This is a genomic window from Pseudomonas sp. TZ252, from assembly GCF_056110345.1.
This window is the reverse complement of sequence record NZ_CM148566.1, coordinates 1492190-1517948: the sequence shown is the minus strand read 5'-3', so window position 1 is coordinate 1517948 and position 25759 is coordinate 1492190. Positions and strand designations below refer to the sequence as shown.

The window sequence follows — 25759 nt, the reverse complement described above, 5'->3', positions numbered from 1 at the left end:
ATGCTGGAAAAGGTCGTAATTGTCGTGCATCTGCTGATGGCATTGGGTCTTGTTGGCCTGATCCTCGTTCAGCATGGCAAGGGTGCGGATGCAGGGGCTTCTTTCGGTGCAGGTGCTTCGGCAACTGTTTTCGGAAGCCAAGGTTCCGCTACCTTTTTGAGTCGGATTACTGGTATACTGGCAGCGGTTTTTTTCTTGACCAGCCTTGGCTTAGCGTACTTCGCTAAAGAAAAGTCTGATGCTCTGCAACACATCGGGCTGCCGGATCCGGCAGTTCTGGAGCAGAAGCAAGAGAAAGCGCCGGCCGCTGACGATGTGCCGGTTCTTCAGGAGCAGTCCAAGCCTGCGGAAAGTGCAGGCGATGTACCGGCTGCTCCTGAACAGAAGTAAGAGAAAGGTTTCTGCCGAGGTGGTGGAATTGGTAGACACGCTACCTTGAGGTGGTAGTGGCCATAGGCTGTAGGGGTTCGAGTCCCCTCCTCGGTACCATATAAGCAAGCCCCGTCCTGCGGGGTTTGTCTCCGCAAGGTTCGGTTGACCCATCAGGGTGTCGGTCGTATAATCTTGCACCAGCTTTGACGCGGGGTGGAGCAGTCTGGTAGCTCGTCGGGCTCATAACCCGAAGGTCGTTGGTTCAAATCCAGCCCCCGCAACCAGTTTTTCAGGGCCCCTTTTTAGGGGCTTTTTGTTAGCTGGACAGTCCATGCCACGGTTCCGAGTGGCAATTTAGGGATGGGCGTTTCGCCCATTTTTTGTTTCTACGACATACGCGAGGCGATCAGGTGTCGAGCAAGCTAGAACAGTTGCAGGCCTTGCTGGCCCCTGTGGTCGAGGCGCTCGGCTATGAGTGCTGGGGCGTCGAGTTCATTTCCCAGGGTCGTCATTCGGTGTTGCGCGTCTATATCGACCGCCCCGAAGGCATCCTCATCGATGACTGTGAAGCCGTCAGTCGGCAGGTCAGCGGTATTCTCGACGTCGAAGACCCGATCAGCGGCGAGTACACCCTGGAGGTGTCCTCTCCGGGCATGGATCGGCCGCTGTTCACCCTCGAACAGTTCGCCAAGCATGCCGGCGAGCAAGTGAAGATCAGGCTGCGTTCGCCCTATGAGGGGCGGCGTAACTACCAAGGCATTCTCCGTGGTGTGGAGGAGCAGGATGTGGTGGTCCTGGTGGACGATCACGAGTACCTGCTGCCGATCGATTCGATCGACAAGGCCAACATCATTCCCCGTTTTGATTGAGACGCGAATCCGCGGATCCAATGGATTGAAAGGCGAGGCGTACAATGAGCAAAGAAGTACTGCTGGTTGTTGAGTCGGTATCCAACGAAAAGGGCGTACCGGCCGGCGTGATTTTCGAGGCGCTGGAGCTGGCTCTGGCGACCGCCACCAAGAAACGTTTCGAGGACGAGGTCGACCTGCGCGTCGAGATCAATCGTCATAACGGCAGCTACGAGACTTTCCGTCGTTGGCACGTCGTCGCCGACGAGGACTACCAGGACCCCGCCACCGAGATCACCGTCGAGGACGTCCAGGAGCAGAAGCCGGGCGCGAAGGTCGGCGAGGTCATCGAAGAAAAGATCGAATCCATCGAGTTCGGCCGCATCGCTGCGCAGACTGCCAAGCAGGTCATCGTGCAGAAGGTCCGCGAGGCCGAGCGCGCCCAGGTGGTCGATGCCTACCGCGAGAAGGTCGGCGAGATCATTTCCGGTACCGTGAAGAAGGTCACCCGCGACAACGTCATCGTCGATCTCGGCAACAACGCCGAGGCGCTGCTGGCCCGCGACCAGATCATTCCGCGCGAGACCTTCCGCGTTGGCACCCGCGTGCGTGCCCTGCTGAAGGAGATCCGTACCGAGAACCGCGGTCCTCAACTGGTCCTGTCGCGTACCGCGCCGGAAATGCTGATCGAGCTGTTCCGCATCGAAGTACCGGAAATCGCCGAGCAGTTGATCGACGTGATGGCCGCCGCCCGTGACCCGGGCTCGCGCGCCAAGATCGCCGTTCGTTCCAAGGACAAGCGCATCGACCCGCAGGGCGCCTGCATCGGTATGCGCGGTTCGCGCGTCCAGGCGGTATCCGGCGAGATCGGTGGAGAGCGGGTGGACATCGTCCTGTGGGACGACAACCCGGCGCAATTCGTGATCAACGCCATGGCTCCGGCCGAGGTGGCGGCGATCATCGTCGACGAGGATACCCATACCATGGATATCGCCGTCGCCGAGGACAATCTGGCGCAGGCTATCGGCCGCAGTGGCCAGAACGTCCGTCTGGCCAGCCAGTTGACCGGCTGGACCCTGAATGTGATGACCGAGGCGGATATCCAGGCCAAGCAACAGGCCGAGACCGGGGATATCCTGCAGCGCTTCGTCGACGAGCTGGATGTCGACGAGGAACTGGCCCAGGTACTGGTGGAAGAGGGCTTCACGACTCTTGAGGAAATCGCCTACGTACCGATGGAAGAGATGCTCAGCATCGATGGCTTCGACGAAGACATCGTCAACGAGCTGCGCTCCCGTGCCAAGGATCGCCTGCTGACCAAGGCCATTGCGACCGAAGAGAAGCTCGCCGACGCACAACCGGCAGAAGACCTGCTCAGCCTCGATGGCATGAGCAAGGAGCTGGCCCTGGACCTGGCGCTGCGTGGCGTAACCACCCGTGAAGATCTGGCCGAGCAATCGATCGACGATCTGCTCGACATCGACGGCATGGACGAAGAGCGTGCCGGCAAGTTGATCATGGCCGCCCGGGCCCATTGGTTCGAGTAAGCAGTCGCGGCCTGAGGAGAGAAGTGCATGACGCAAGTCACGGTGAAAGAACTGGCCCAGGTGGTCGACACACCGGTGGAGCGCCTGCTGCTGCAGATGCGTGACGCAGGTCTGCCGCACACCAGTGCCGAACAAGTTGTAACGGATAGCGAGAAGCAAGCCCTGCTGACCCACCTGAAAGGCAGCCATGGCGATCGCGCCAGCGAGCCGCGCAAGATCACCCTGCAACGCAAGACCACTACCACGCTGAAAGTGGGTGGCAGCAAGACGGTGAGCGTCGAAGTTCGCAAGAAGAAAACCTATGTCAAGCGCAGCCCCGACGAGATCGAGGCCGAGCGCCAGCGCGAACTCGAGGAGCAGCGCGCGGCGGAAGAGGCGGAGCGTCTGAAGGCCGAAGAGGCCGCTGCCCGCCAGCGTGCCGAAGAGGAAGCGCGCAAGGCCGAGGAAGCTGCGCGTGCCAAGGCTGCCCAGGAAGCAGCGGCTACTGCCGGTGCCGAGCCTGCCGTGGTGGCGGATGTCGCGGTTGCCGAACCGGTGGCCAAGCCTGCCGCCGTGGAAGAGCGCAAGAAGGAAGAGCCGCGCCGTGCGCCCAAGCGTGACGAGGACGATGACCGCCGCGACCGCAAGCACACCCAGCACCGTCCCTCGGTCAAGGAGAAGGAAAAGGTTCCTGCTCCGCGCGTGGCTCCACGCAGCACCGACGAGGAAAGCGATGGTTACCGTCGCGGCGGTCGTGGTGGCAAGTCGAAGCTGAAGAAGCGCAACCAGCACGGGTTCCAGAACCCGACAGGACCGATCGTGCGTGAAGTGAACATCGGTGAGACCATCACCGTAGCCGAGTTGGCCGCCCAGATGTCGGTCAAGGGCGCCGAAGTCGTCAAGTTCATGTTCAAGATGGGCTCCCCGGTGACCATCAACCAGGTCCTGGACCAGGAGACCGCCCAACTGGTCGCCGAAGAGCTGGGCCACAAGGTCAAGCTGGTCAGCGAGAACGCGCTGGAAGAACAACTGGCCGAGTCCCTGAAGTTCGAAGGCGAGGCGGTCACCCGCGCGCCGGTCGTCACCGTCATGGGCCACGTCGACCACGGCAAGACCTCGCTGCTCGACTACATCCGTCGCGCCAAGGTCGCCGCGGGCGAGGCCGGCGGCATCACCCAGCATATCGGTGCCTACCACGTCGAAACCGAGCGTGGCATGGTGACCTTCCTGGATACCCCCGGCCACGCCGCGTTCACCGCGATGCGTGCCCGTGGCGCCCAGGCGACCGACATCGTGATCCTGGTGGTCGCGGCCGACGACGGCGTCATGCCGCAGACCCAGGAAGCCGTGCAGCACGCGAAAGCGGCGGGCGTGCCGATCGTGGTCGCGGTGAACAAGATCGACAAGCCCGAGGCCAACCCGGACAACATCAAGAACGGCCTGGCCGCTCTCGACGTGATCCCGGAAGAGTGGGGCGGCGACGCTCCCTTCGTCCCGGTTTCGGCGAAGCTCGGTACTGGCGTCGATGAACTGCTCGAAGCGGTCCTGCTGCAGGCAGAAGTGCTCGAACTGAAAGCCACTCCGTCGGCCCCGGGCCGTGGCGTGGTGGTCGAGTCGCGCCTGGACAAGGGACGCGGCCCGGTGGCCACCGTGCTGGTCCAGGACGGTACCCTGCGCCAGGGCGACATGGTGCTGGTCGGCATCAACTACGGTCGTGTCCGCGCCATGCTCGACGAGAACGGCAAGCCGATCAAGGAAGCCGGCCCGTCGATCCCGGTCGAGATCCTCGGCCTGGACGGTACGCCGGATGCCGGTGACGAGATGACCGTGGTCGCCGACGAGAAGAAGGCCCGCGAAGTCGCCCTGTTCCGTCAAGGCAAGTTCCGTGAGGTGAAACTGGCGCGTGCCCATGCCGGCAAGCTGGAAAACATCTTCGAGAACATGGGCCAGGAAGAGAAGAAGACCCTGAACATCGTCCTCAAGGCCGATGTGCGCGGTTCGCTCGAGGCTTTGCAAGGCTCGCTCAGCGGCCTGGGCAACGACGAAGTGCAGGTCCGCGTGGTCGGTGGCGGCGTCGGTGGCATCACCGAGTCCGACGCCAACCTGGCGCTGGCTTCCAACGCGGTGCTGTTCGGCTTCAACGTGCGTGCCGACGCCGGCGCGCGCAAGATCGTCGAAGCCGAAGGTCTGGATATGCGTTACTACAACGTGATCTACGACATCATCGAGGACGTCAAGAAGGCCCTGACCGGCATGCTCGGCAGCGATCTGCGGGAGAACATCCTGGGCATCGCCGAGGTGCGCGACGTGTTCCGCTCGCCGAAGTTCGGCGCGATCGCCGGCTGCATGGTCACCGAGGGCATGGTGCACCGCAACCGTCCGATCCGCGTGCTGCGCGACGACGTGGTCATCTTCGAAGGCGAGCTGGAGTCTCTCCGTCGCTTCAAGGACGACGTCGCCGAAGTGCGTGCCGGCATGGAGTGCGGCATCGGCGTGAAGAGCTACAACGACGTCAAGGTCGGCGACAAGATCGAAGTGTTCGAGAAGGTCGAAGTCGCACGCAGCCTTTGATGGCGAGTGCGTAACCACAGCGCCCGGGCCGGCTTCCAGCTGTCCCGGGCGTTTGTCGCTTTTTTTTCCAGTGACCGGGTGTCGCTGGAGGCAGGTTGAAAAATGGCAAAAGACTACAGCCGTACCCAGCGTATCGGCGATCAGATGCAACGCGAACTGGCTCAACTGATCCAGCGCGAGATCAAGGACCCGCGCCTGGGCCTGGTCACCATCACCGGTGTCGAGGTCAGCCGCGACGTGGCGCACGCCAAGGTGTTCATCACCGTCATGGGCCAGGACGATGCCGGCAAGATCGCCCTGAACATGGAAATCCTCAACGACGCCGCCGGCTACCTGCGCATGCTGCTGGGCAAGTCGATGAAGCTGCGCAGCGTGCCGCAACTGCATTTCCACTACGACGAAAGCATCCGCCGCGGCGCCGAGCTGTCGGCGCTGATCGAGCGTGCGGTGGCCGAAGACGGCCGCCGCCACGGCGACGAGACCGAGGACTGAGCGTGGCCCAGGTGAAGCGTATCCGCCGCTCCATCAGCGGCATCCTGGTGCTCGACAAGCCGCGCGGCATGAGTTCCAACCAGGCACTGCAGAAAGTCCGCTGGCTGCTCAATGCCGAGAAGGCCGGCCACACCGGCAGCCTCGACCCGCTGGCCACCGGGGTGCTGCCGCTGTGCTTCGGCGAGGCGACCAAGTTCTCCCAGTATCTTCTCGATGCCGACAAGGGTTACGAGACGGTGATGCGCATGGGCATCACCACCACCACCGGCGACGCCGAGGGCGAACTGCTCGCCGAGCGGGACGTGACCGTCGGTCGGGACGATCTCGAACAGGCCCTGCCGCGCTTCCGTGGCGACATAGAGCAGGTGCCGCCGATGTACTCGGCGCTGAAGAAAGACGGACAGCCGCTGTACAAGCTCGCCCGTGCAGGAGAGGTAGTGGAGCGCGAGGCGCGTTCTGTTACTATTACGCGCCTGGATTTGCTCTCCTTCGAGCCGCCCTGTGCGACCCTGGCCGTTTCCTGCAGCAAAGGCACCTACGTGCGTACGCTGGTGGAAGATCTCGGCCAGGTCCTGGGCTGCGGCGCGCACGTCGCGGCACTGCGGCGGACCCAGGCCGGGCCGTTCGCCCTGGCCCAGGCGATCACCCTCGAGACGCTCGAACGCGTGCATGCCGAAGGTGGTCCGGAAGCGCTGGACCAATTCCTGATGCCGGAAGACAGCGGCCTGTTGCATTGGCCGGTGTTGCAGTTGTCCGAGCACAGTGCGTACTACTGGCTGCACGGGCAGCCGGTGCGGGCCCCGGAAGCGCCGAAGTTCGGCTGGCTGCGGGTGCAGGATCACACAGGTCGTTTCATCGGTATCGGTGAAGTGACCGACGACGGGCGTATCGCCCCGCGTCGACTGATTCGGTCATAAGACCGATACGAGGGTGGCTGTCAGCAGGCACGGTCATTCCTCCTTTTAAAACACGGGAAGCGATTCCCGGCCTGTTCACTCAGAGGAAGCCCATCATGGCACTGAGCGTTGAAGAAAAAGCGCAGATCGTTAACGAATACAAGCAAGCTGAAGGCGACACCGGTTCCCCGGAAGTGCAGGTAGCCCTGCTGTCCGCCAACATCAACAAGCTGCAGGATCACTTCAAGGCCAACGGCAAGGATCACCATTCCCGCCGTGGTCTGATCCGTATGGTTAACCAGCGCCGTAAGCTGCTGGACTACCTGAAGGGCAAAGACGTGTCTCGCTACACTGCCCTGATCGGCCGTCTGGGTCTGCGTCGCTAAGCGACGCCGGTCGGCAGCTTGAAGCAAGGAGCTGGAAGTCTGGCGTCGATACCCGCACACGAGGCGGGTATCGGCGTCGGGCTTCCAGCTTCGCGCTTTCTAGGAATCGATTCGGGTCCGACTCCCGGCATTCCACCGATTTCCCCCAAGGCAACATAGAAGGTAAAGACACCGTGAACCCGGTAACCAAGCAATTCCAGTTCGGTCAGTCGACCGTCACTCTCGAGACCGGCCGTATCGCTCGCCAGGCCACCGGCGCCGTACTGGTCACCATGGACGACGTCAGCGTGCTGGTCACCGTGGTCGGCGCCAAGTCGCCGGCCGAAGGCCGCGACTTCTTCCCGCTGTCCGTGCACTACCAGGAAAAGACCTACGCCGCAGGCCGTATCCCCGGCGGTTTCTTCAAGCGTGAAGGACGTCCTTCCGAGAAGGAAACCCTGACCTCGCGCCTGATCGACCGTCCGATCCGTCCGCTGTTCCCCGAAGGTTTCATGAATGAAGTGCAGGTCGTCTGCACCGTCGTTTCCACCAACAAGAAGTCCGATCCGGACATCGCCGCGATGATCGGTACCTCCGCCGCCCTGGCGATCTCCGGCATTCCGTTCGCCGGCCCGATCGGCGCCGCCCGCGTCGGTTTCCACCCGGAAATCGGCTACATCCTCAACCCCACCTACGAGCAACTGCAGAGTTCCAGCCTCGACATGGTCGTGGCCGGTACCGAAGACGCCGTGCTGATGGTGGAGTCCGAGGCCGACGAACTGACCGAAGACCAGATGCTCGGTGCCGTGCTGTTCGCCCACGACGAGTTCCAGGCGGTGATCCGTGCCGTCAAGGAGCTGGCCGCCGAAGCTGGCAAGCCGGCCTGGGACTGGAAAGCCCCGGCGGAAAACACCGTGCTGGTTAACGCCATCAAGGCAGAGCTGGGCGAAGCGATCTCCCAGGCCTATACCATCACCATCAAGCAGGACCGCTACAACCGTCTGGGCGAGCTGCGCGATCAGGCCGTGGCCCTGTTCGCCGGCGAGGAAGAGGGCAAGTTCCCGGCTTCCGAGGTCAAGGACGTATTCGGCCTGCTGGAATACCGCACCGTTCGCGAGAACATCGTCAACGGCAAGCCGCGTATCGACGGTCGTGACACCCGTACCGTGCGTCCGCTGCGCATCGAAGTCGGCGTGCTCGGCAAGACCCACGGTTCCGCGCTGTTCACCCGTGGCGAAACCCAGGCCCTGGTCGTCGCGACCCTCGGCACCGCGCGCGATGCCCAGTTGCTGGATACCCTGGAAGGCGAGCGCAAGGACGCCTTCATGCTGCACTACAACTTCCCGCCGTTCTCGGTAGGCGAGTGCGGCCGCATGGGCAGCCCGGGTCGTCGTGAAATCGGCCATGGCCGTCTGGCCCGTCGTGGCGTCGCCGCCATGCTGCCGACCCAGGACGAGTTCCCCTACACCATTCGCGTGGTTTCCGAGATCACCGAGTCCAACGGTTCCAGCTCGATGGCCTCCGTGTGCGGCGCCTCCCTGGCGCTGATGGATGCCGGTGTGCCGGTCAAGGCGCCGGTCGCCGGTATCGCCATGGGCCTGGTCAAGGAAGGCGAGAAGTTCGCCGTCCTGACCGACATCCTCGGTGACGAAGACCACCTGGGCGACATGGACTTCAAGGTTGCCGGTACCGACAAGGGCGTCACCGCCCTGCAGATGGACATCAAGATCAACGGTATCACCGAAGAGATCATGGAGATCGCCCTGGGCCAGGCCCTGGAAGCTCGCCTGAACATCCTCGGCCAGATGAACCAGGTCATCGCCAAGCCGCGCGCCGAGCTGTCCGAGAACGCCCCGACCATGCTGCAGATGAAGATCGACTCGGACAAGATCCGCGACGTCATCGGCAAGGGCGGCGCGACCATCCGTGGTATCTGCGAAGAGACCAAGGCCTCGATCGACATCGAGGACGATGGCAGCGTGAAGATCTACGGCGAAACCAAGGAAGCCGCCGAGGCCGCCAAGCTGCGCGTCCTGGCGATCACCGCGGAAGCCGAGATCGGCAAGATCTATGTCGGCAAGGTGGAGCGCATCGTCGACTTCGGTGCCTTCGTCAACATCCTGCCGGGCAAGGACGGCCTGGTGCATATCTCGCAGATCAGCGACAAGCGCATCGACAAGGTCACCGACGTGCTGCAGGAAGGCCAGGAAGTGAAGGTCCTGGTGCTCGACGTGGACAACCGTGGCCGCATCAAGCTGTCGATCAAGGACGTGGCTGCCGCCGAAGCTTCCGGCGTGTAAGTCGAGTCGTGATCGATGAAAACAGGGCCCTCGGGCCCTGTTTTCGTTTCCGCGACACGCTTCTCGGCGAAGGGGGTGAATCCTTGCATTTTGCAAGCCCTGTCATCGCCAATTCGGCATTCTGCAACCGTCTCGCTTCCAGCCTGTTTTTTAACTTATTGTTTTTAAAAGATTTTATTTTAGAGGAAAACTGGCACAGCGCTTGCGATATCTACTATGCAACTGACGCCAGGAATGGCTGCAGTTTTTCGAAATCCATAGGAGAAACCGCAATGAAATTCAGCAAACTCGCTATTGCCGCTGCTACTGCCACTGCTCTGAGCTTCTCGATGGCCAATGCGTTCGCTGCCCAACCCATCAGCCTGGCGGCCAACGACACTATGCAGAAAACCGAAGAAGCGGTTTCCGATACCTGGATCACCAGCAAGGTGAAATCCAGCCTGATCGCCAACAAGAATGTCAGTGGCGTCGATATCAAGGTCGAGACCAACAAAGGTGTGGTTTCCCTTTCCGGCAACGTGAAGAGCGATGCCGAGCGTGACCTGGCGATCGAGACCGCCAAGGGCATCAAGGGCGTGAAAGCCGTTTCCGCCGATGGCCTGAAATCGGTCGAGTAAGCGCCCGGGCCGAACGATCCCTTTTCCCTCGTCACCAGGAGGAAGACCGATGAATTCCGATGTGATCAAAGGTAAGTGGAAGCAACTCACCGGCAAGATCAAGGAGCGTTGGGGCGATCTGACCGACGACGATCTCCAGGCTGCCGACGGACATGCCGAATACCTGGTCGGCAAGCTGCAGGAACGCTATGGCTGGTCCAAGGAAAGGGCTGAACAGGAAGTTCGCGACTTCAGCGACCGCCTGTGAACAGGTAGAAAGAAGCCCCGCCGGGATTGCCCGGCGGGGCTTTTTCATGGGCGCTGGATTCAGTCGCCGCGCCGGCTCTGGATGGCGCTGAGGCGGTTGCCCTCGAAACGGACGAAATACAGCATGCCGTTCCATGGGCCATAGACCCATTCCTGGACCTCGACCTCGTAGCGCTTGCCCCATTCCCCGACGACCTCGCGATAACCCAGGCTGTCGCGGCTGCGTGGCTCGCCGCAGCGCGCAAGGACGTCGGCGCTGCTGTCGCCGGTACTCACCAGGCGGCTGCCGCAACGCAGCGAATCGGCCTGAGCATGTGCCAACGGCAGCAGGGACAGCAACGCCACCAGCCCGGTGCGCGGAAGCGAGCGATTCAACGCTTGAACTCGATGCGTTTCAGCTTGTTGGCTTCGAAGGTCAGGATGTAGGTCACGCCGTTGCGCGGGCCGTACACCCACTCCTCGACCTTGAATTCCCGCCGATCGTAGCTGCCCAGGGTATAGCCGACGTCGTCGCGGTGATCCGGATCGCCGCACTTTTGCTGTACTTCGAAGGCCCGGTCGCCGACGCTGACCAGCGCACTGCCGCAACGCATGGTGTCGGCCTGCGCGCTCGCGCAGGCAAGGTAGAGCAGGGGGGCCGCGAGGGCGGCGAATCGCTTGTGCAAGGTATCACTCGCTATCCAGGTGCAGTTGGGTGTCGACATTACCCTTGTCTTCGCCTTCGGCGAAACTGACGTCGATCAAGTAGATGCGATCGTCCGGCAACTGGCCTTTCTCCACCAGGTAATCCTTGATCCGGGTGGCCCGGGCCTGGCCGATCTGGCGCAGCAGCACCTGGCTCTTGGCCCAGGAAGCGATCACCGCTTCGCGCATCTTCGCGGTGCGTTCGTCGCTGTCCAGTTCCTTCCACTCGGCCGGTGGCTGCTGCTTCAGGCGGGTCCGGTAGATGCCTTCGAGCAGCGGTGCCTGCATGTTCTCCGGCACCTCGAGCTGCTTGGCGTCGCTCGGTACCTTGTCGCCGCGACGCTGGAGCATGCGGTAGTAGGTGTTCTGGTATTCCAGTTCGAGACGCTTGGCGCCGATCGAGGGACCGTCAGCCGCGGCGGAGGCCACGCCTTCCACTTCCAGGCGCAGCGCCGGCCGCTCCTTGAGCGCATCGGCGAGCTTGTCGAGGTTGGCCTGGGCTTCTGGCGTCAGCTCGTCGCTGCCCGCGGCGAAGGGTACCGTGCCGAGATCCTCGTTACCGCCGGCGGCGAGGCCGGCGATGAACTTGAACGGCGCCTGCACGGCGCGCAGGACCAGGTTGCGCAGGGTCTGCCAGACGATCGGCATGACGCTGAACTCCGGGTTGTTCAGATCACCGGCCACCGGCAACTGGATATCGATGTTGCCCTTGGTGTCCTTGAGCAGGGCTACCGCCAGCTTCACCGGCAGGTCCACAGCATCCGGGCTGTCGACCTTCTCGCCGAGTTGCAGGCCTTCCAGCAGGACCTTGTTTTCCGCCTTCAGTTGGCTACGTTCGATCTGGTAGTGCAGGTCCAGGTTGAGTCGCCCCTTACGGATGCGGTAGCCGGCGAACTTGCCGGAATAGGGCGTCAGGGTGGTCAGCTCGACGCGCTTGAAGCTGGTGGTGATGTCGAGCTTCTTCAGCGGGTCGAATGGGTCCAGTTCGCCGGCGATGGTCACCGGTGCGTACTTGTCGACCTTGCCCTTGATGTCCACCTTGGCCGGCTGCGAGTTGCGCGTGTCGAGGGTGCCGACTTCGCCGCTGAGCTGCTGGATGGCGGTACCGAACGGCGGCATCAGGGTCAGGTCGGCGAAGTTCGCCGAGCCGTTGTTGATCCGTACGCCGCCGATGTGGATGCCCAGCGGCTTGCTCGCCGGCGCATTCTTGCTTTCGGCGGCGGTCTTGCCGGACGAACTAGCCGGTTGCGGGATGATCAGCTCGCTGACGTTGGTGCTGCGATCTTCGTTGATGATGAAGCGGGCGTAGGGCTCCTCGAAGGACACGCTCTGGATCGACAGGCTGTCCTCGTGCCGGTAGGCGAGGCCGTTGAGGGTCAGTTTGGTCCATTTGACGAAGTCGCGGTCCTTGATGGTATCCAGGGTATGCAACTGGCTGACTTCGGCGCTGCCGTCGACGCTGAAAGCCAGCGGCTCGACGCTCTTCAGGTCGACCGCCAGCTCGCTGCCAAGGAAGCCGCTGCGCAGTTCCAGGCGGATGAACGGCGAGATGTAGGCCTGGGCCACGCGCAGGTCGATGTCGCGGGTACTGACCTTGAGCCTGGCGCTGACCGGGTCGAGCACCACCTGGCCGCTGGCCTGGACCTGGCCGCGGTTGCCGAGGCCGGTCTTGAGCTTGAGGTCGAAGGGGGTCTTGCCGAGGCTGTCGACGTTCTGCAGGTCGAGGTCCAGCGGGCCGACTTCCAGCGGGACCTCGGTGGCCGGCTGGCGATCCACCAGGTGCGCCTTGTAGCCGCGCAACTGGGCGTCGCGCAGGACGATGTGCCAGGGCTTGGCAGGCGTCTCCGCGGCGGCTTTCGTACTTTCCGGCGGAGGCGTCTTTGCAGTGTCGGCGAGCTGTTGCGGAGAGTCGCTGGCCGCCTTGTCGATTTCCGCAGTCTTGGTCGTTTCCTGCCCGGTTGCCTTGCCGGTCTTCGGAGCCTTGCTCGTTTCTTGCTTGGCTACCTTGTCGGCAGCACCTTCCGCGGCCTTGGCGGACTCTTTGTCGTCCGTTGCCCTTTCCGTCTCGGCGACGCTGGCGTCCTTCTCCGCCGGCCTGTCCTTGCTCGCTTCGCCCGAGGCTATCGCGGCTGCCTTGGCGGCACCGTCGGTTGCCGGTTCGCTGGTGGTCTTCGCCGCGTCGGTCGGGGCAGCGGCGGGATCGGTGTTTTCCGCCGGCTTGGGTGCAGGCGCCTTGCGTGGCGGCGGAGTGAAGTCGGCGAACAGTTTCTGCCAGTCGAGCTGGCCGTCCTTCTCGCGCGCGGCCCAGGCCTCCAGGCCCTGGCTACGGACTTCGCCGAGCACCACTTCCTGCTTGGCCAGGTCCAGGGTGGTAGCGGCCACGTCGAGGCTGGCGAGCTTGGCCAGCGGCTTGCCCTGGGGCGAATTGATGCTGAAGTCGGCGAGTTTCAGCGCGGCCTTGTCGAGCAGCAGTTGGGTGTCCTTGGACAGGTCCAGGCGATAGTCGCTGGAGAGGCTGACCACGCCGTTCTCCAGCACCAGCGGGGCATTGTCGCGGACATAGGGCCACCAGGCCTTGAGCTGGATATCCTTGACGCTCAGGTGGCCCCTGGACGTGATCGGCACCAGGGTCAGGTCGCCTTCCCAGTCGAGGCGGCCGCCGTTCGGGCCGGTGGCGACCAGGGTCATCTTCGCGCCGTCGTCGGGCAGGGTGCTGAGGTTGTGCAGCTCGAAGCCCAGCGGATCGAAGCTGAAGTCCACCGGCTCGCTCGGTCGCAGGTCCTGGAAGTGCAGGCTGCCCTCGGCCAGTTGGATGCGGTCGATGCGCAGCGGGAACGGGTCGCTCGGCTGTTCAGGCTCGGGCGATTCGCTCGGCGGGATCCTGAACAGGCTGGCCAGGTTGAGCTGGCCCTTCTCGTCGAACAGCAGTTCGGTATGCGGACCTTCCAGCTCGACGTCGGCCAGGTGCAGCTGGCGTTTCCACAGGCTGTCCAGCTGCAGGTTGGCGTACAGCCGGCGGAAGGCGAGCTGGGGGTTCTTCTCCTCGCCCAGGCGCAGACCCCAGAGGGTCAATTCCAGGCTGAAGGGGTTGAATTCGATACGTTCGAGATGTGCGGGGACGGTGGCGTATTGCGCCAGTTGCTGGTTGGCGACGCGCAGCCCGATGCCGGGTATGAGCAGAAAGCCCAGCAGGCAATAGACGAGGAAGGTGATCAGCAGGGCGCTGACAGCGCGTTTCAGTCCTTTGGGCATGGCTCTCTTTCGTTTTCCGTTCTAAGCGGTGCGTTGGAGTATGGCACGGCCTCAAGGTTCCGACCGTGATTCGCGCCGTTTCAGAGCCTTTGGACGGGTATTCTTGCTGTCACGGCACGAAAGTTCAGTGGCCCACCGGCGGCAGACCCATGCGCCGGCAGGCTCGATGCATCGAAGCGTTGCGCACCGCCCAGCGCAGCAAGGGTACGCTGCGCCTGACGCTGCCGCGGATCAGGCGGCGTTGCAGCGGACTGAACGGGAGGTCGAGCATCGATCCGGCCCATTCCGGCAACAGCTCGGCGCCTGCGCGCAGCATCAGCGCGCCGAACGGCCTGGCCAGGGTGCTGGGCGCTGGTGCGTTGAAGAGAATCCGCACCACTTCGCGGGTGCGTTCGTCGCAACGCAGGCGTGGACGCATCGCCTCCAGGTAGGCGGCGATCTGCTGGCGGTCGCGCGGTACCGCGCGGGCGCCGAGGCGTTCGGCGACCAGGGCGATTTCCGAGTAGTAACGGTCCTGCTCGCTGCCCGGCAGGTCGGGATTGAGATAGCGCAGGTAGGACTTGAGAAAGCTGCTGACCTCGGCGACATGCACCCAGGTCAGCAGGTCCGGGTCGCTGGCGGAGTAGGGCGTGCCGTCGGGCAACTGGCCGATGACGCTTTCGTGGATGCGCCGGACCCGCTCGATCAGTCGCTCGGCATCGGCCAGCGGGCCGTAGGTGGTGGCCGAGATGAACTGACCGGTGCGACGCAGGCGCCCGAGCAGGTCGTCGCGGAAATTGGAGTGGTCCCACACCCCCGCCAGGGCCAGCGGATGGAGCATCTGCAGGAGCAGCGCGCCGATGCCGCCGATCATCATGCTGCTGAAGTCGCCGTGGACCTTCCAGCAGGCGGCATCGGGGCCGAACAGGCCCGGATCGCCTTTCGGCGACTCGAAGTCGACACCGCCGACGGCGAGCCCGGTAAGGCTCAGCACCTGGCTTTCGATATGGCGACGGACGCTTTCCATGGGGGGCTCGCTACGACAGGGCAGGCACGAGCTTAACCCAGGCGCCGGAGAGACTGGAACCGTCCCGCGCCGCAGGGCGGCGGGACGGTTGCGCGGGTCAGCGGTTGAGGCGGTTGTCGATCAACCCCTGCACCACTCCCGGATCGGCCAGGGTCGAGGTATCGCCGAGACTGTCCAGCTCGTTGCAGGCGATCTTGCGCAGGATACGCCGCATGATCTTGCCGGAGCGGGTCTTCGGCAGGCTGGGCGCCCATTGCAGGTGATCCGGCTTGGCGAAGCTGCCGATCTCCTTGCCGACCAGGGCCAGCAATTCCTGTTGTAGCGCCTCGCTGGGCTGACTGCCGGCCATCAGGGTGACGAACGCGTAGATGGCCTGGCCCTTCACGTCATGCGGGCAGCCGACCACTGCCGCCTCGGCCACCGCATCGTGCAGGACCAGCGCGCTCTCGACCTCGGCGGTGCCGATCCGGTGTCCGGAGACATTGATCACGTCGTCGACCCGGCCGGTGATCCAGTAGTAGCCGTCTTCGTCGCGGCGCGCGCCGTCGCCGCTGAAGTAATACCCGGGGTAGGGCTTGAAGTAGGTGTCGATCATCCGCTGGTGGTCGCCGTAGACGCTGCGGATCTGACTCGGCCAACTGGCCTTGATCGCCAGTACGCCGCTGCCCGCGCCGTCGATTTCCTTGCCTTTCTCGTCGAGCAGCACGGGTTGCACGCCGAAGAACGGGCGGGTAGCCGAGCCTGGCTTTAGCGCAGTGGCGCCGGGCAACGGGGTGATCAGGATGCTGCCGGTCTCGGTCTGCCACCAGGTATCGACGATGGGGCAGCGCTTCTCGCCGACCACCTGGTAGTACCACTCCCAGGCCTCCGGGTTGATCGGCTCGCCCACCGAGCCGAGCAGGCGCAGGCTGCTGCGCGAGGTCTGGCGGACCGGGGCGTCGCCTTCGCGCATCAGCGCGCGGATCGCGGTCGGCGCGGTGTAGAAGATATTCACCTGGTGCTTGTCGATCACCTGCCAGAAGCGCGAGGCGTCCGGGTAGTTGGGCACGCCCTCGAACATGAGGGTGGTGGCGCCGTTGGCCAGCGGGCCGTAGACGATATAGCTGTGTCCGGTGACCCAGCCGACGTCGGCGGTGCACCAGTAGACGTCGCCATCGTGGTAGTCGAACACGTACTTGTGGGTCATCGCCGCGCCGAGCAGGTAGCCCCCGGTGGTGTGCAACACGCCCTTCGGCTTGCCGGTGCTGCCGGAGGTATAGAGGATGAACAGCGGGTCCTCGGCGTCCATCGCTTCCGCCGGGCAGTCGGCTGAGGCCGCGTGGAGCGCCTCGTGGTACCAGATGTCGCGGCCTTCGACCCAGGGTATGTCGCCCTGGGTGCGCTCGACCACCACCACGGTAGAGACGTCTGGGCAGTCCTTCAGTGCCTTTTCCACATTCTGCTTCAGCGGGATGTACTTGCCGCCGCGCACGCCCTCGTCGGCGGTGATCACGGTGCGGCAGTCGGCATCGAGGATGCGGTCGCGCAGCGAGTCCGGCGAGAAGCCGCCGAACACCACCGAGTGCACCGCCCCGATACGGGCGCAGGCGAGCATGGCGTAGGCGGCCTCGGGAATCATCGGCATGTAGATGCAGACCCGGTCGCCCTTTTCCACGCCGCGGCTCTTCAGCACGTTAGCCAGGCGGCAGACGTTGTGGTGCAGCTTGCGGTAGGTAATGTGCGCGGATTCGCTGGGGTTGTCGCCTTCCCAGACGATCGCGATCTGTTCTCCGCGGCGTTCCAGGTGGCGATCGATGCAGTTGTAGGCGACGTTCAACTGGCCGCCCTTGAACCAGGTGGCCTGGCCTTTCCTCAGGTCGCCGTGGTGGACGCTGTGCCAGGGCTTGAACCAATCGAGGAAGGCCTTGGCCTGCTCGCCCCAGAACTCGTCGGGGTTCTCGACGGATTGGCGGTACAGGCGCTGGTAGTCGTCGTCGTTCAGGTAGGCACGCTGGCGGACGGCGTCCGGCACCGGGTGGACGCTGATCTCGAACATGGCGGTTTCCTTTGTTTTTCTGCTCCGCAAGGTGTCGAGAGACCGCACGCGGCCCCTCTCCAGGTTCGACCAAGGGTGGGCCAGGCGAGAGCCATGTTCAAGTGCCAAAGGCGCGAGCGGGGAAGGCGCCGGGGTCAATCGCCGGACGGAATGAAAAAGCCCGGCCTAGGGCCGGGCTTTGGGGAGAGGCGGATCAGCCGCGATGGCGGCCGCGGAAGAAGTCGATCAGGCCTTGGGTCGAGGCGTCCTCGGCCGGGGTTTCCTCGCTGCCGACCAGGCGCGAATAGACACCCTTGCCGAGTTCCTTGCCAAGCTCCACGCCCCATTGGTCGAAGGCGTTGATGCCCCAGAGGATGCTCTGTACGTAGACCTTGTGCTCGTACATGGCGATCAGCGCGCCGAGGCGGCGGGCGCTGATGCGCTCGACCACCAGGGTGTTGCTCGGTCGGTTGCCCGGAATCACCTTGTGCGGCGCCAGGCGCTGCACTTCGGCTTCCGGCAGGCCCTTGGCGCGCAGTTCGGCCTCGGCCTCCTCGCGGCTCTTGCCGAGCATCAGCGCCTGGCTCTGCGACAGGCAGTTGGCGTACAGCCACTGGTGATGGTCGGCCACCGGGTTGTAGCTGCTCACCGGGACGATGAAGTCCGCCGGGATCAACTGGGTGCCTTGGTGCAGCAACTGATGGTAGGCGTGCTGGCCGTTGCAGCCGACACCACCCCAGATCACCGGCCCGGTGCCGCTGGTGACCGGCGTGCCGTCCTGGCGCACGCTCTTGCCGTTGGATTCCATGTCCAGTTGTTGCAGGTGGTCGGTGATATTCCGCAGATAGTAGTCGTAGGGCAGGATCGCGTGGCTGTTCGCGCCCCAGAAGTCGCCGTACCAGACGCCGAGCAGGCCGAGCAGCACCGGGATGTTGCGTTCGAACGGCGCGGTCTGGAAATGCTGGTCCATGTTGTAGGCGCCGGACAGCAGTTCCTTGAAGTTGGAGATGCCGATGGACATGGCGATCGGCAGGCCGATGGCCGACCACAGCGAGTAGCGGCCGCCGACCCAGTCCCACATGGGGAAGATGTTTTCCTCGCGGATGCCGAAGGCGATCGCGGCTTCCTTGTTGCTGGAGACGGCGATGAAATGGCGGTAAAGCTCTTCCTCGGTGCCGCCCTGGGCCAGGTACCAGGCGCGTGCGGCCTGGGCGTTCTTCAGGGTTTCCAGGGTCCCGAAGGACTTGGAGGAAACGATGAACAGGGTGGTCTCGGCGTTCAGGCGGCTGGCCAGTTCATGGAACTCGCTACCGTCGATGTTCGCCAGGTAGTGGCAGCGCACGCCTTTCTGGGCGAACGGCAGCAAGGCTTCGGATACCAGTTGCGGGCCGAGGAAGGAGCCGCCGATGCCGATGTTCACCACGTCGGTGATCGGCTTTTCGGTATAGCCGCGCCACAGGCCGTTGTGCACGTAGCCCACCAGCTCGGTCATCTGGTGCAGGACGCGGTGGACTTCCGGCATCACGTCGACGCCATCGACCAGCACCTTGTCGCCGATCGGTCGACGCAGCGCGGTATGCAGTACCGGCCGGCGCTCGGAGGCATTGATCGCCTCGCCGTCGAACATCGCCCGGATCGCGTCGCTCAGCCGTGCTTCCTCGGCCAGCTTCACCAGCAGGTCGATGGTGTCCTGGCGAATCAGGTTCTTCGAAAAGTCGAGGAACAGCCCACAGGCGCTGAAGGAAAACCGCTTGAAGCGTTCCGGATCGTCGATGAACGCCTGGCGCATCCTGAAGTCCTGCAGTTCCTGGCGATGGGCGGCCAGGGCGCGCCAACTGTCGAGTTGCGTGGCATCCAGCGGAGTGAGGTGGTGCTTCATGGCTGACCTTCTGGTTGGAATTCGATGGCGCACTTATTTGAACATGAAAAAGCCCGGATGAAACCGGGCTTTATCCAGAGGGGGCGAGGTCAGGCGACCTGTATCGGAATCGCCTCGCTGGTATGGCTGAGCTGGTTGCCCGGCGCCATGTACAGCATGCGCGGCTTGTGGCTGGCCAGTTCGGCTTCGCTGTAGTGTGCGTAGGCGCAGATGATCACGCGGTCGCCGACCTTGGCCTTGTGTGCCGCGGCGCCGTTCACCGAGATCATCTTCGAGCCGTTCTCGGCGCGGATCGCATAGGTGGTGAAGCGCTCGCCGTTGTCGACGTTGTAGATCTGGATCTGTTCGTACTCGCGGATTCCGGAGAGGTCCAGCCAATCGCCGTCGATGGCGCAGGAGCCTTCGTAGTCGAGGACGGCATGGGTGACTTCGGCGCGATGCAACTTGGCTTTGAGCATGATGGCGTGCATGGGGCGACTCCTATCGGGTCCGCGCGGGGCGGCAGAGTATGGCGAGTCCGTGGTGAGCGCTCAAGCCCCCGGGAACCGGGGGCTCGGCATGCGTCAATCGAGGTGGACTGAGAGGTTGTCGATCAGCCGGGTACTGCCCAGGTAGGCGGCGACCAGGATCACCAGTTGGCGGTCGCCGGGTACCCCGGGGCGCAGGCTGATCGGCTCGCGGATTTCCAGGTAGTCGGGGCGCAGCCCGGCCTGTTCCAGGGCCTGGCGGGCGTCGGCGAGCAATGCCGGGAAGTCCTCGGCGCCGGCGCGGATGCGTTCGCCGAGCTGCCGCAGGGTGCGGTAGATCGCCGGGGCGGCGGCGCGCTGCTGCTCGTTGAGGTAACCGTTGCGCGAGGACAACGCGAGGCCATCGGCGGCGCGCACCGTCGGCTCGCCGAAGATCTGCACCGGCAGGTTGAGGTCGCGGACCAGCTTGCGGATCACCGCCAACTGCTGGAAATCCTTTTCGCCGAACAGCGCGAGGTCCGGCTGGACCATGTTCAGCAGCTTGCTGACCACGGTCGCCACGCCTTCGAAATGGCCGGGACGACTGGCGCCGCAAAGACCTTCGGAGACGCCGGGAACATGGATGCGGGTCTGCCCGTCCATGCCGTCGGGGTACATTTCCTCGACGGTCGGGGTGAACAGCAGGTGGCAGCCGGCTTCGAGCAGGCGTTCCTGGTCGGCTGCGAGGGTCCGCGGGTATGTGTCGAGGTCTTCGCTGGGGCCGAATTGCAGCGGGTTGACGAAGATGCTGACGACCACGAAGTCGGCGCGTTCGCCGGCTTTCTTTACCAGCGCGGCATGGCCGGCGTGGAGGTTGCCCATGGTCGGCACGAAGCCGATGCGCTTGCCTTCGCTGCGGGCGCGCGCCACCGCGGCGCGCAGTTCACGGACGGTCTTGACGGTGTTCATGCGTTGAATCCGTGTTCGGCGGCGGGGAAGGACACGTCCTTGACGGCGCGGACATAGGCCGCGATGGCGGCCGGGATGCTCTCCTGGCCTTGCATGAAATCCTTGACGAACTTGGGCGAGCGGCCGGTCAGCGAGAGACCGAGCATGTCGTGCATGACTAGCACCTGGCCATCGGTCGCCGCACCGGCGCCAATCCCGATCACCGGGATCTTCACCGCCTGGGTGATCTCTTCGGCCAGCACGCTGGGCACGCACTCCAGCAGCAGCATGGCGGCGCCGGCCTGCTCCAGGGCGATGGCATCGGCGCGCAACTGGCGCGCCTGGGTTTCCTGGCGGCCCTGGACCTTGAAGCCGCCGAACAGGTTGACCGCCTGCGGGGTCAGGCCGAGATGCGCGCAGACCGGCACGCCCATCTGTGCCAGGCGGGCGATCGGCTCCGCCAGCCAGGCCCCACCCTCCAGCTTGACCATGTGTGCGCCGGCCTGCATCAGGCGGACCGCGTCGGCAAGGGTCTGGGCCACGGAATGGCTGGATTCGAAGGCCAGGTCGGTGACGATCAGGGAACCTTTGTTACCGCGTTTCACGCAGGCCGTGTGATAGGCCATTTCCTCGTTGCTGACCGGCAGGGTGCTGTCGTGACCCTGCAATACCATTCCGAGCGAATCTCCGACCAGAAGCACGTCCACGCCGGCCTGGCTGGCGGTGTGGGCGAAGGTGGCGTCGTAGCAGGTCAGCATGGCGATCTTCTCGCCGCTCTGCTTCAACCCTTGCAGGGTGGTCAGGGTTACATCAGGCATGGAAAGGCTCCTCGTTGGGCCGGTGATGAGCCGGCGCGGGGCAAACGGCCACTTATAGTCCGGATGGGGTGGCTCGAAGTCAATTGCAGGTGTTACCGCATTGTTACGGCGTTACTGCCACTGCCGAACGCCGCGCCGCCTGCGGTTGCGCGCGCAGTGTACGCCCATCCGCGACGTCCTTCGTCAGCTTTTCGGTAACAGTGTGAAGAGCCCGCCGCGAGGTATCCGCGCAGCGGCGGGCAGGCAGGGTCAGGCGCCCGGAAGGCGTTCGATGCCCTCGAACGGACAGGCCGCGAGCAGCTCCGGCAGGTGGCGGCCATCGGGCAGGCGCAGGTCGGGGGCGAGATCGGCGAGGGGATAGAGCACGAAAGCGCGCGCCTGCATGTGGTAGTGCGGCACCTTCAGGCGCGGCAGGTCGAGCAATTGTTCGCCGAACAGCAGGATGTCCAGGTCGAGCGTGCGCGGACCCCAGCGCAGGTCGCGGACGCGCCCCTGTTCCAGTTCGATGGCCTGCAGGGCGTCGAGCAGGTCGAGCGGCGCCAGGTTGGTGTCGAGGGCCGCCACGCCGTTGACGAAGCGCGGCTGGTCGGCGGGGCCGAGCGGGTCGCTGATGTAGAGCGGCGAGACGGCGACCAGGCGGGTCTCGGGAAGCTGCTCGAAGGCATCGAGGGCAGCCTGGATCTGCTCGCGCGGTTCGGCCAGGTTGCTGCCCAGCGCCACGTAGACGCGCTGGATCATTCGCCGCTTCCGCCGCTGCCTTCCTTGCGCGGCCCGCGGCGCCGACGGCCGCTGTTGCCGCCGCGGCGACGCTTGCGCGGGGCGCTGCCGTCTTCCTGGCTGACCAGGTCGCGGATCATGTTGCGCCGCTCGCTGTCGCTGACTTCCTGGTAATCGGTCCACCATTGGCCGAGTCCTTCGGTTTCCTCGCCGGCACTTTCGCGCAGCAGGAGGAAGTCGTAGCCGGCGCGGAAGCGCGGGTTTTCCAGGAGCAGGTCGGCGCGCTTGCCCTGGCGTCGCGGCAGACGTTCCTGCATATCCCAGATCTCGCGGATCGGCAGGGTGAAACGCTTGGGAATGGCGATCCGCTGGCACTGTTCGCTGATCAGTTCGTGGGCGGCTTCCTGCATCGCCGGGATGGCCGGCATGCCTTTCTCCTGCAACTGCGCGACGCGTGCCGGCAGGGCCGGCCAGAGCAGTGCGGCGAAGAGGAAGGCCGGGGTTACCGGCTTGCCCTGGCGAATTCGCGCATCGGTATTGGCCAGGGCCTGGCGGATCAGCTTGCCGGTGTAGTCGGGGTTGGCCTGCAGTGCCTTGGCGCTGGCCGGGAACAGCGGCGCGAACAGTTCGTACTCGACCAGCAGCTCGAAAGTGCGCTCGGCCCGGCCGGCGAGGAACAGCTTGAGCACCTCGTCGAACAGGCGCGCCGAAGGGATTTCCCGCAGCAGCGGGGCCAGCCGGCGAATCGGCGCGGCGCTGTGCTTCTCGATCTCGAAGTCGAGCTTGGCGGCGAAACGTACCGCCCGCAGCATCCGCACCGGGTCTTCCAGATAACGCTGCTCCGGATCGCCGATCAGGCGGATCAGGCGATTGCGGATGTCGTGAACGCCATTGGCGTAGTCCAGCAGCCGCTCGCTGGTGACGTCGAAGTACAGGGCATTGATGGTGAAGTCGCGGCGCTGGGCGTCGTCTTCCAGGCTGCCATAGACGTTGTCGCGCAGGATGCGGCCGCTTTCGTTGCTGGACGCGCGGCTATCGCCATCGTCCTGGCCTTCCGGATGATGGGCGCGGAAGGTGGCGACCTCGATGATCTCGCGGCCGAAGTGCACGTGTACCAGTTTGAAGCGGCGGCCGATGATCCGCGCGTTGCGGAATTCGGCGCGGACCTGCTCCGGCGTGGCGCTGGTGGCGACATCGAAGTCCTTGGGAGCGATGCCGAGCATCTGGTCGCGTACGCAGCCCCCGACCACGTAGGCCTGGTAGCCGGCCCGCTGGAGGATCTCGACGACCTTGACGGCGTTCCGGCTGAACTGGTCCCGGCGCAGGGAGTGCTGGTTGTTACCGATGACTTCCGGGGTTGTACGGACGGCGCGCGGACGGCGCAGGGGGGAACGAATGGTCTGGATCAGCTTTTTCAGCATGGATGTGTTATCGGGAGCACGATGTGGGTGATTGCACGCCTGCGTTGCTCAAACAGGACGGACGTCGGGTAATGCTGCGGCATTATCAGGACCTCTCGGGCGAGGCGTGTTCTGTACCCGTTGAATGTTTGGCCCCGCGACGCACAGGGCGTCCCGGGCGCCGGAACCGACTGCGCCATGCATCCTGACAGAAACGAACAGGGGCCGTACATCCTGTTCCCGCGAAGCGGGAGAGGGCCGGGAAGGCTGCGGTGAATCTGGCAAGGCATGCGGATGGCCGCATAGTCTGCGCGGATTCTAGCATTGGATGGGGAAATGGTGTAAGGCGAAGGAAAAACGGGGAAAACGGAGGGAGGGGGTGAAGCTACTGGGGGAGCCGAAGCTCCCCCCCAAGTAGGTGCGTGCTTTGTTTTTATTATGATTTCGGGCTTGTTGTTTTTGTTTGTCGACCCGTCCCTTGAGCCAGTCGCTTCAGGGATATCTCCCAGGCTGGGAGTTCAATAGCAAACGGATTGCTTTGGTCGCTGATGCTGCCATGATCGTCGAGCGATCCAACCAGTCTGTGCGCTGCCTCAAGGCAGTTTTATTCTTCTTCCGACTGGCTGCGGGACGGGTCCCGACAGCAACTCCTCTCCAAAAGAATCAGTTAGCTGCGCCTCCGCGATTTTGTTTTTGTTGTGCTGGAGTCGTTACGTGTTGTTTTTATTGTCTTCGTCGTTGCTTGTTATTGTTGTTGTGCCAATACATAAGCAGATGCCGTGCCAGTTTTTCGAAACCCAGTAAAATCAAGGGGTTGAGGTTTTCGGTGGGTCGGCGAAGGGCACAAAAAAACCGGGTTCCCGTTACCGATGAACCCGGTTTCTGTTACGCGGTACGTCTGCGGTAACAGGTTGCAGGGTGTTACGAGTCGGCCGAGGCCCCTGATTTGCGTCGCGGAATGCCCAGGCGCTGGCGGCGTTCCCACAGGCATTTGCGGCTGATGCCCAGCTTGCGGGCCAGCTCGGTCTCGGTCATGTGGTCCTGGTGCTCGAGGACGAAGTGCTGGAAGTAGTCTTCCAGCGAAAGGTCCTCGGTGGGCTCGTGGTTGCTGGCCGCGGCGCCCGCCGGGCCGAGGCCGAGGTCGGCGGCGAAGTCGTCCTCGAGGTCGTCCAGCTCGATATCGATACCCAGCAGGTCGGCGTGGATTTCCTGGCTCTCGCTGAGGATCACCGCCCGCTCGATGGCGTTTTCCAGTTCGCGCACGTTGCCCGGCCATGGGTAATGGCGGATCGCCTGTTCGGCGTCGTGGGCGAAGCTGAGCGGCGCGCGCCCCATCCGGGTGCACTGGCGAGCCAGAAAGGCGCGGGCGATCTCCATCACGTCGTTGCCACGCTCGCGCAGGGCGGGCAGCTTCAGCGAGATCACATGCAGGCGGTAATAGAGGTCTTCGCGGAATTGCCCGGTCTTGGCCAGGGTTTTCAGGTCGCGGTGGGTGGCGGCGATCAGGCGCACGTCGACCTTCTGCGATTGCACCGAGCCGACCCGGCGGATCTCGCCTTCCTGCAATACGCGCAGCAGGCGGGCCTGGGCCTCCAGCGGCAGTTCGCCGATCTCGTCGAGGAACAGGGTGCCGCCGTCGGCCGCTTCGACCAGCCCGGCGCGCCCGGCGCTGGCACCGGTGAAGGCGCCTTTTTCATGGCCGAACAGCTCGGATTCGATCAGGGTTTCCGGAATCGCCGCACAGTTCACCGAGATCAGCGGCGCCTTGGCGCGCTTCGACAGGTTGTGCAGGGCGCGGGCGACCAGTTCCTTGCCGGTGCCGGACTCGCCCTGGATCAGTACCGTGGAGTCGGTCGGCGCGACCTTGCGAATCTTGCTGTACAGCTCTTGCATCGGCGCACAGGAGCCGATGATGCCTATCTCGCCGTCGGCTGCCGCCGGGCTGGCGCCGCGCTCGCCGCCGGCCTTGCCGCCGTTGGCGGAGACCGGGGCCGCGCTGCGGTTCTCCTGGCGGTCCTTGAGGATGCGCGCCACGGCCTGGAGCATTTCGTCGTGGTCGAAAGGCTTGGCGATGTAGTCCACCGCGCCCATCTTCATCGAATCCACCGCCGAACGCAGGCTGGCGTAGCTGGTCATGATCAGCACCGGAATGCCTTCGGCGAGCTTGATCAGTTCGGTGCCGGGGGCGCCCGGCAGGCGCAGGTCGCTGACCACCATGTCGAAGGAGGGGATGGTGTAGCGCTCCTGGGCTTCCTGCACCGAGCCGGCTTCGCTGACCTGGTACTGGTTGCGCTCCAGCAGGCGTCGCAATGCAGATCGGATAATGGTTTCGTCTTCGACGATCAGAATATGTGCCATGTAT

22 protein-coding genes and 2 tRNA genes are annotated in these 25759 nt (G+C 64.1%); 12 read left to right on the top strand and 12 right to left on the bottom strand.

Features of this window, described 5'->3' with window-relative positions; genetic code table 11:
• From secG to ACYAF3_RS06980, 12 genes are all read left to right on the top strand, one after another.
• Positions 1-390, top strand: coding sequence for a preprotein translocase subunit SecG (gene secG / locus ACYAF3_RS07035; RefSeq protein ID WP_003095194.1), 390 nt, complete (start codon positions 1-3; stop codon positions 388-390).
• A 13-nt stretch (positions 391-403) separates the two neighbouring features.
• Positions 404-489, top strand: a tRNA-Leu gene (locus tag ACYAF3_RS07030).
• A gap of 90 nt (positions 490-579) precedes the next feature.
• A tRNA-Met gene (locus tag ACYAF3_RS07025) sits at positions 580-656 on the top strand.
• Between the two features lie 126 nt (positions 657-782).
• Positions 783-1241 carry a ribosome maturation factor RimP gene (gene rimP / locus ACYAF3_RS07020; protein ID WP_003095193.1) on the top strand — a complete coding sequence of 153 codons (459 nt, stop codon included), beginning with the start codon at positions 783-785 and terminating at the stop codon, positions 1239-1241.
• Between the two features lie 44 nt (positions 1242-1285).
• Positions 1286-2767: a transcription termination factor NusA gene (gene nusA, locus ACYAF3_RS07015; RefSeq protein ID WP_003095192.1), complete on the top strand. Its 1482-nt coding sequence runs from the start codon at positions 1286-1288 to the stop codon at positions 2765-2767.
• Positions 2768-2794: 27 nt separating this feature from the next.
• The gene (gene infB / locus ACYAF3_RS07010) at positions 2795-5317 is read left to right on the top strand and encodes a translation initiation factor IF-2 (protein ID WP_003095190.1); all 2523 of its coding nucleotides are present in this window, start codon (positions 2795-2797) and stop codon (positions 5315-5317) included.
• Positions 5318-5419: 102 nt separating this feature from the next.
• Entirely contained in the window at positions 5420-5809 is a 390-nt protein-coding gene (rbfA, locus tag ACYAF3_RS07005) for a 30S ribosome-binding factor RbfA (protein ID WP_003095188.1), read from the top strand.
• A gap of 2 nt (positions 5810-5811) precedes the next feature.
• Positions 5812-6726, top strand: a complete 915-nt coding sequence (gene truB, locus ACYAF3_RS07000) for a tRNA pseudouridine(55) synthase TruB (protein WP_003100522.1) — start codon at positions 5812-5814, stop codon at positions 6724-6726.
• 95 nt (positions 6727-6821) lie between these two features.
• Positions 6822-7091: a 30S ribosomal protein S15 gene (gene rpsO, locus ACYAF3_RS06995; RefSeq protein WP_003095184.1), complete on the top strand. Its 270-nt coding sequence runs from the start codon at positions 6822-6824 to the stop codon at positions 7089-7091.
• Positions 7092-7264: 173 nt separating this feature from the next.
• Positions 7265-9370, top strand: a complete 2106-nt coding sequence (gene pnp, locus ACYAF3_RS06990) for a polyribonucleotide nucleotidyltransferase (RefSeq protein WP_003095181.1) — start codon at positions 7265-7267, stop codon at positions 9368-9370.
• 272 nt (positions 9371-9642) lie between these two features.
• Positions 9643-9987 (top strand): BON domain-containing protein, encoded by a 345-nt coding sequence (locus tag ACYAF3_RS06985; protein ID WP_003095177.1) that lies wholly within the window; start codon positions 9643-9645, stop codon positions 9985-9987.
• A gap of 49 nt (positions 9988-10036) precedes the next feature.
• Positions 10037-10234, top strand: coding sequence for a CsbD family protein (locus ACYAF3_RS06980; protein ID WP_003095174.1), 198 nt, complete (start codon positions 10037-10039; stop codon positions 10232-10234).
• Positions 10235-10293: 59 nt separating this feature from the next.
• Here ACYAF3_RS06980 and ACYAF3_RS06975 read toward each other — a convergent pair whose 3' ends face one another.
• The 12 genes from ACYAF3_RS06975 to cbrB form a co-directional block, all read right to left on the bottom strand.
• Positions 10294-10608 carry a DUF2845 domain-containing protein gene (locus ACYAF3_RS06975; RefSeq protein ID WP_003100526.1) on the bottom strand — a complete coding sequence of 105 codons (315 nt, stop codon included), beginning with the start codon at positions 10606-10608 and terminating at the stop codon, positions 10294-10296.
• Positions 10605-10898, bottom strand: coding sequence for a DUF2845 domain-containing protein (locus ACYAF3_RS06970; RefSeq protein ID WP_003100541.1), 294 nt, complete (start codon positions 10896-10898; stop codon positions 10605-10607). The genes ACYAF3_RS06975 and ACYAF3_RS06970 overlap by 4 nt, the downstream gene beginning before the upstream one ends.
• A 4-nt stretch (positions 10899-10902) precedes the next feature.
• Positions 10903-14169, bottom strand: a complete 3267-nt coding sequence (locus tag ACYAF3_RS06965; RefSeq protein ID WP_033945171.1) for a DUF748 domain-containing protein — start codon at positions 14167-14169, stop codon at positions 10903-10905.
• A gap of 124 nt (positions 14170-14293) precedes the next feature.
• Positions 14294-15175 (bottom strand): oxygenase MpaB family protein, encoded by an 882-nt coding sequence (locus ACYAF3_RS06960; RefSeq protein ID WP_073658292.1) that lies wholly within the window; start codon positions 15173-15175, stop codon positions 14294-14296.
• Positions 15176-15272: 97 nt separating this feature from the next.
• Positions 15273-17210 (bottom strand): acetate--CoA ligase, encoded by a 1938-nt coding sequence (gene acs / locus ACYAF3_RS06955; RefSeq protein WP_003095161.1) that lies wholly within the window; start codon positions 17208-17210, stop codon positions 15273-15275.
• 193 nt (positions 17211-17403) lie between these two features.
• Complete coding sequence (gene pgi / locus ACYAF3_RS06950; RefSeq protein ID WP_003100194.1) at positions 17404-19068, bottom strand: glucose-6-phosphate isomerase; 1665 nt, start codon at positions 19066-19068, stop codon at positions 17404-17406.
• Between the two features lie 89 nt (positions 19069-19157).
• On the bottom strand, positions 19158-19538 hold the full coding sequence (gene panD, locus ACYAF3_RS06945) for an aspartate 1-decarboxylase (protein ID WP_003095150.1): 381 nt from the start codon (positions 19536-19538) through the stop codon (positions 19158-19160).
• A 93-nt stretch (positions 19539-19631) separates the two neighbouring features.
• On the bottom strand, positions 19632-20483 hold the full coding sequence (gene panC, locus ACYAF3_RS06940) for a pantoate--beta-alanine ligase (protein ID WP_003123503.1): 852 nt from the start codon (positions 20481-20483) through the stop codon (positions 19632-19634).
• Entirely contained in the window at positions 20480-21280 is an 801-nt protein-coding gene (panB, locus tag ACYAF3_RS06935) for a 3-methyl-2-oxobutanoate hydroxymethyltransferase (RefSeq protein ID WP_003095147.1), read from the bottom strand. Before panB ends, panC begins: the two co-directional genes overlap by 4 nt.
• A 249-nt stretch (positions 21281-21529) precedes the next feature.
• A complete protein-coding gene (gene folK, locus ACYAF3_RS06930; protein ID WP_031755643.1) occupies positions 21530-22018 on the bottom strand; it encodes a 2-amino-4-hydroxy-6-hydroxymethyldihydropteridine diphosphokinase in 489 nt (162 codons plus the stop codon).
• Positions 22015-23418, bottom strand: a complete 1404-nt coding sequence (locus tag ACYAF3_RS06925; protein ID WP_003095142.1) for a polynucleotide adenylyltransferase PcnB — start codon at positions 23416-23418, stop codon at positions 22015-22017. Before ACYAF3_RS06925 ends, folK begins: the two co-directional genes overlap by 4 nt.
• 900 nt (positions 23419-24318) lie before the next feature.
• Positions 24319-25755, bottom strand: a complete 1437-nt coding sequence (gene cbrB, locus ACYAF3_RS06920; protein WP_003095138.1) for a two-component system response regulator CbrB — start codon at positions 25753-25755, stop codon at positions 24319-24321.
• Positions 25756-25759: the final 4 nt, after the last annotated feature.

Bases quoted from the DNA above. Each gene is read 5' to 3' on its own strand.
- secG (WP_003095194.1), top strand. From the start codon at position 1: ATGCTGGAAAAGGTCGTAATTGTCGTGCATCTGCTGATGGCATTGGGT.
- nusA (WP_003095192.1), top strand. From the start codon at position 1,286: ATGAGCAAAGAAGTACTGCTGGTTGTTGAGTCGGTATCCAACGAAAAG.
- infB (WP_003095190.1), top strand. From the start codon at position 2,795: ATGACGCAAGTCACGGTGAAAGAACTGGCCCAGGTGGTCGACACACCG.
- rbfA (WP_003095188.1), top strand. From the start codon at position 5,420: ATGGCAAAAGACTACAGCCGTACCCAGCGTATCGGCGATCAGATGCAA.
- rpsO (WP_003095184.1), top strand. From the start codon at position 6,822: ATGGCACTGAGCGTTGAAGAAAAAGCGCAGATCGTTAACGAATACAAG.
- ACYAF3_RS06985 (WP_003095177.1), top strand. From the start codon at position 9,643: ATGAAATTCAGCAAACTCGCTATTGCCGCTGCTACTGCCACTGCTCTG.
- ACYAF3_RS06980 (WP_003095174.1), top strand. From the start codon at position 10,037: ATGAATTCCGATGTGATCAAAGGTAAGTGGAAGCAACTCACCGGCAAG.
- ACYAF3_RS06965 (WP_033945171.1), bottom strand. From the start codon at position 14,169: ATGCCCAAAGGACTGAAACGCGCTGTCAGCGCCCTGCTGATCACCTTC.
- ACYAF3_RS06960 (WP_073658292.1), bottom strand. From the start codon at position 15,175: ATGGAAAGCGTCCGTCGCCATATCGAAAGCCAGGTGCTGAGCCTTACC.
- acs (WP_003095161.1), bottom strand. From the start codon at position 17,210: ATGTTCGAGATCAGCGTCCACCCGGTGCCGGACGCCGTCCGCCAGCGT.
- pgi (WP_003100194.1), bottom strand. From the start codon at position 19,068: ATGAAGCACCACCTCACTCCGCTGGATGCCACGCAACTCGACAGTTGG.
- panD (WP_003095150.1), bottom strand. From the start codon at position 19,538: ATGCACGCCATCATGCTCAAAGCCAAGTTGCATCGCGCCGAAGTCACC.
- panC (WP_003123503.1), bottom strand. From the start codon at position 20,483: ATGAACACCGTCAAGACCGTCCGTGAACTGCGCGCCGCGGTGGCGCGC.
- panB (WP_003095147.1), bottom strand. From the start codon at position 21,280: ATGCCTGATGTAACCCTGACCACCCTGCAAGGGTTGAAGCAGAGCGGC.
- folK (WP_031755643.1), bottom strand. From the start codon at position 22,018: ATGATCCAGCGCGTCTACGTGGCGCTGGGCAGCAACCTGGCCGAACCG.
- ACYAF3_RS06925 (WP_003095142.1), bottom strand. From the start codon at position 23,418: ATGCTGAAAAAGCTGATCCAGACCATTCGTTCCCCCCTGCGCCGTCCG.
- cbrB (WP_003095138.1), bottom strand. From the start codon at position 25,755: ATGGCACATATTCTGATCGTCGAAGACGAAACCATTATCCGATCTGCA.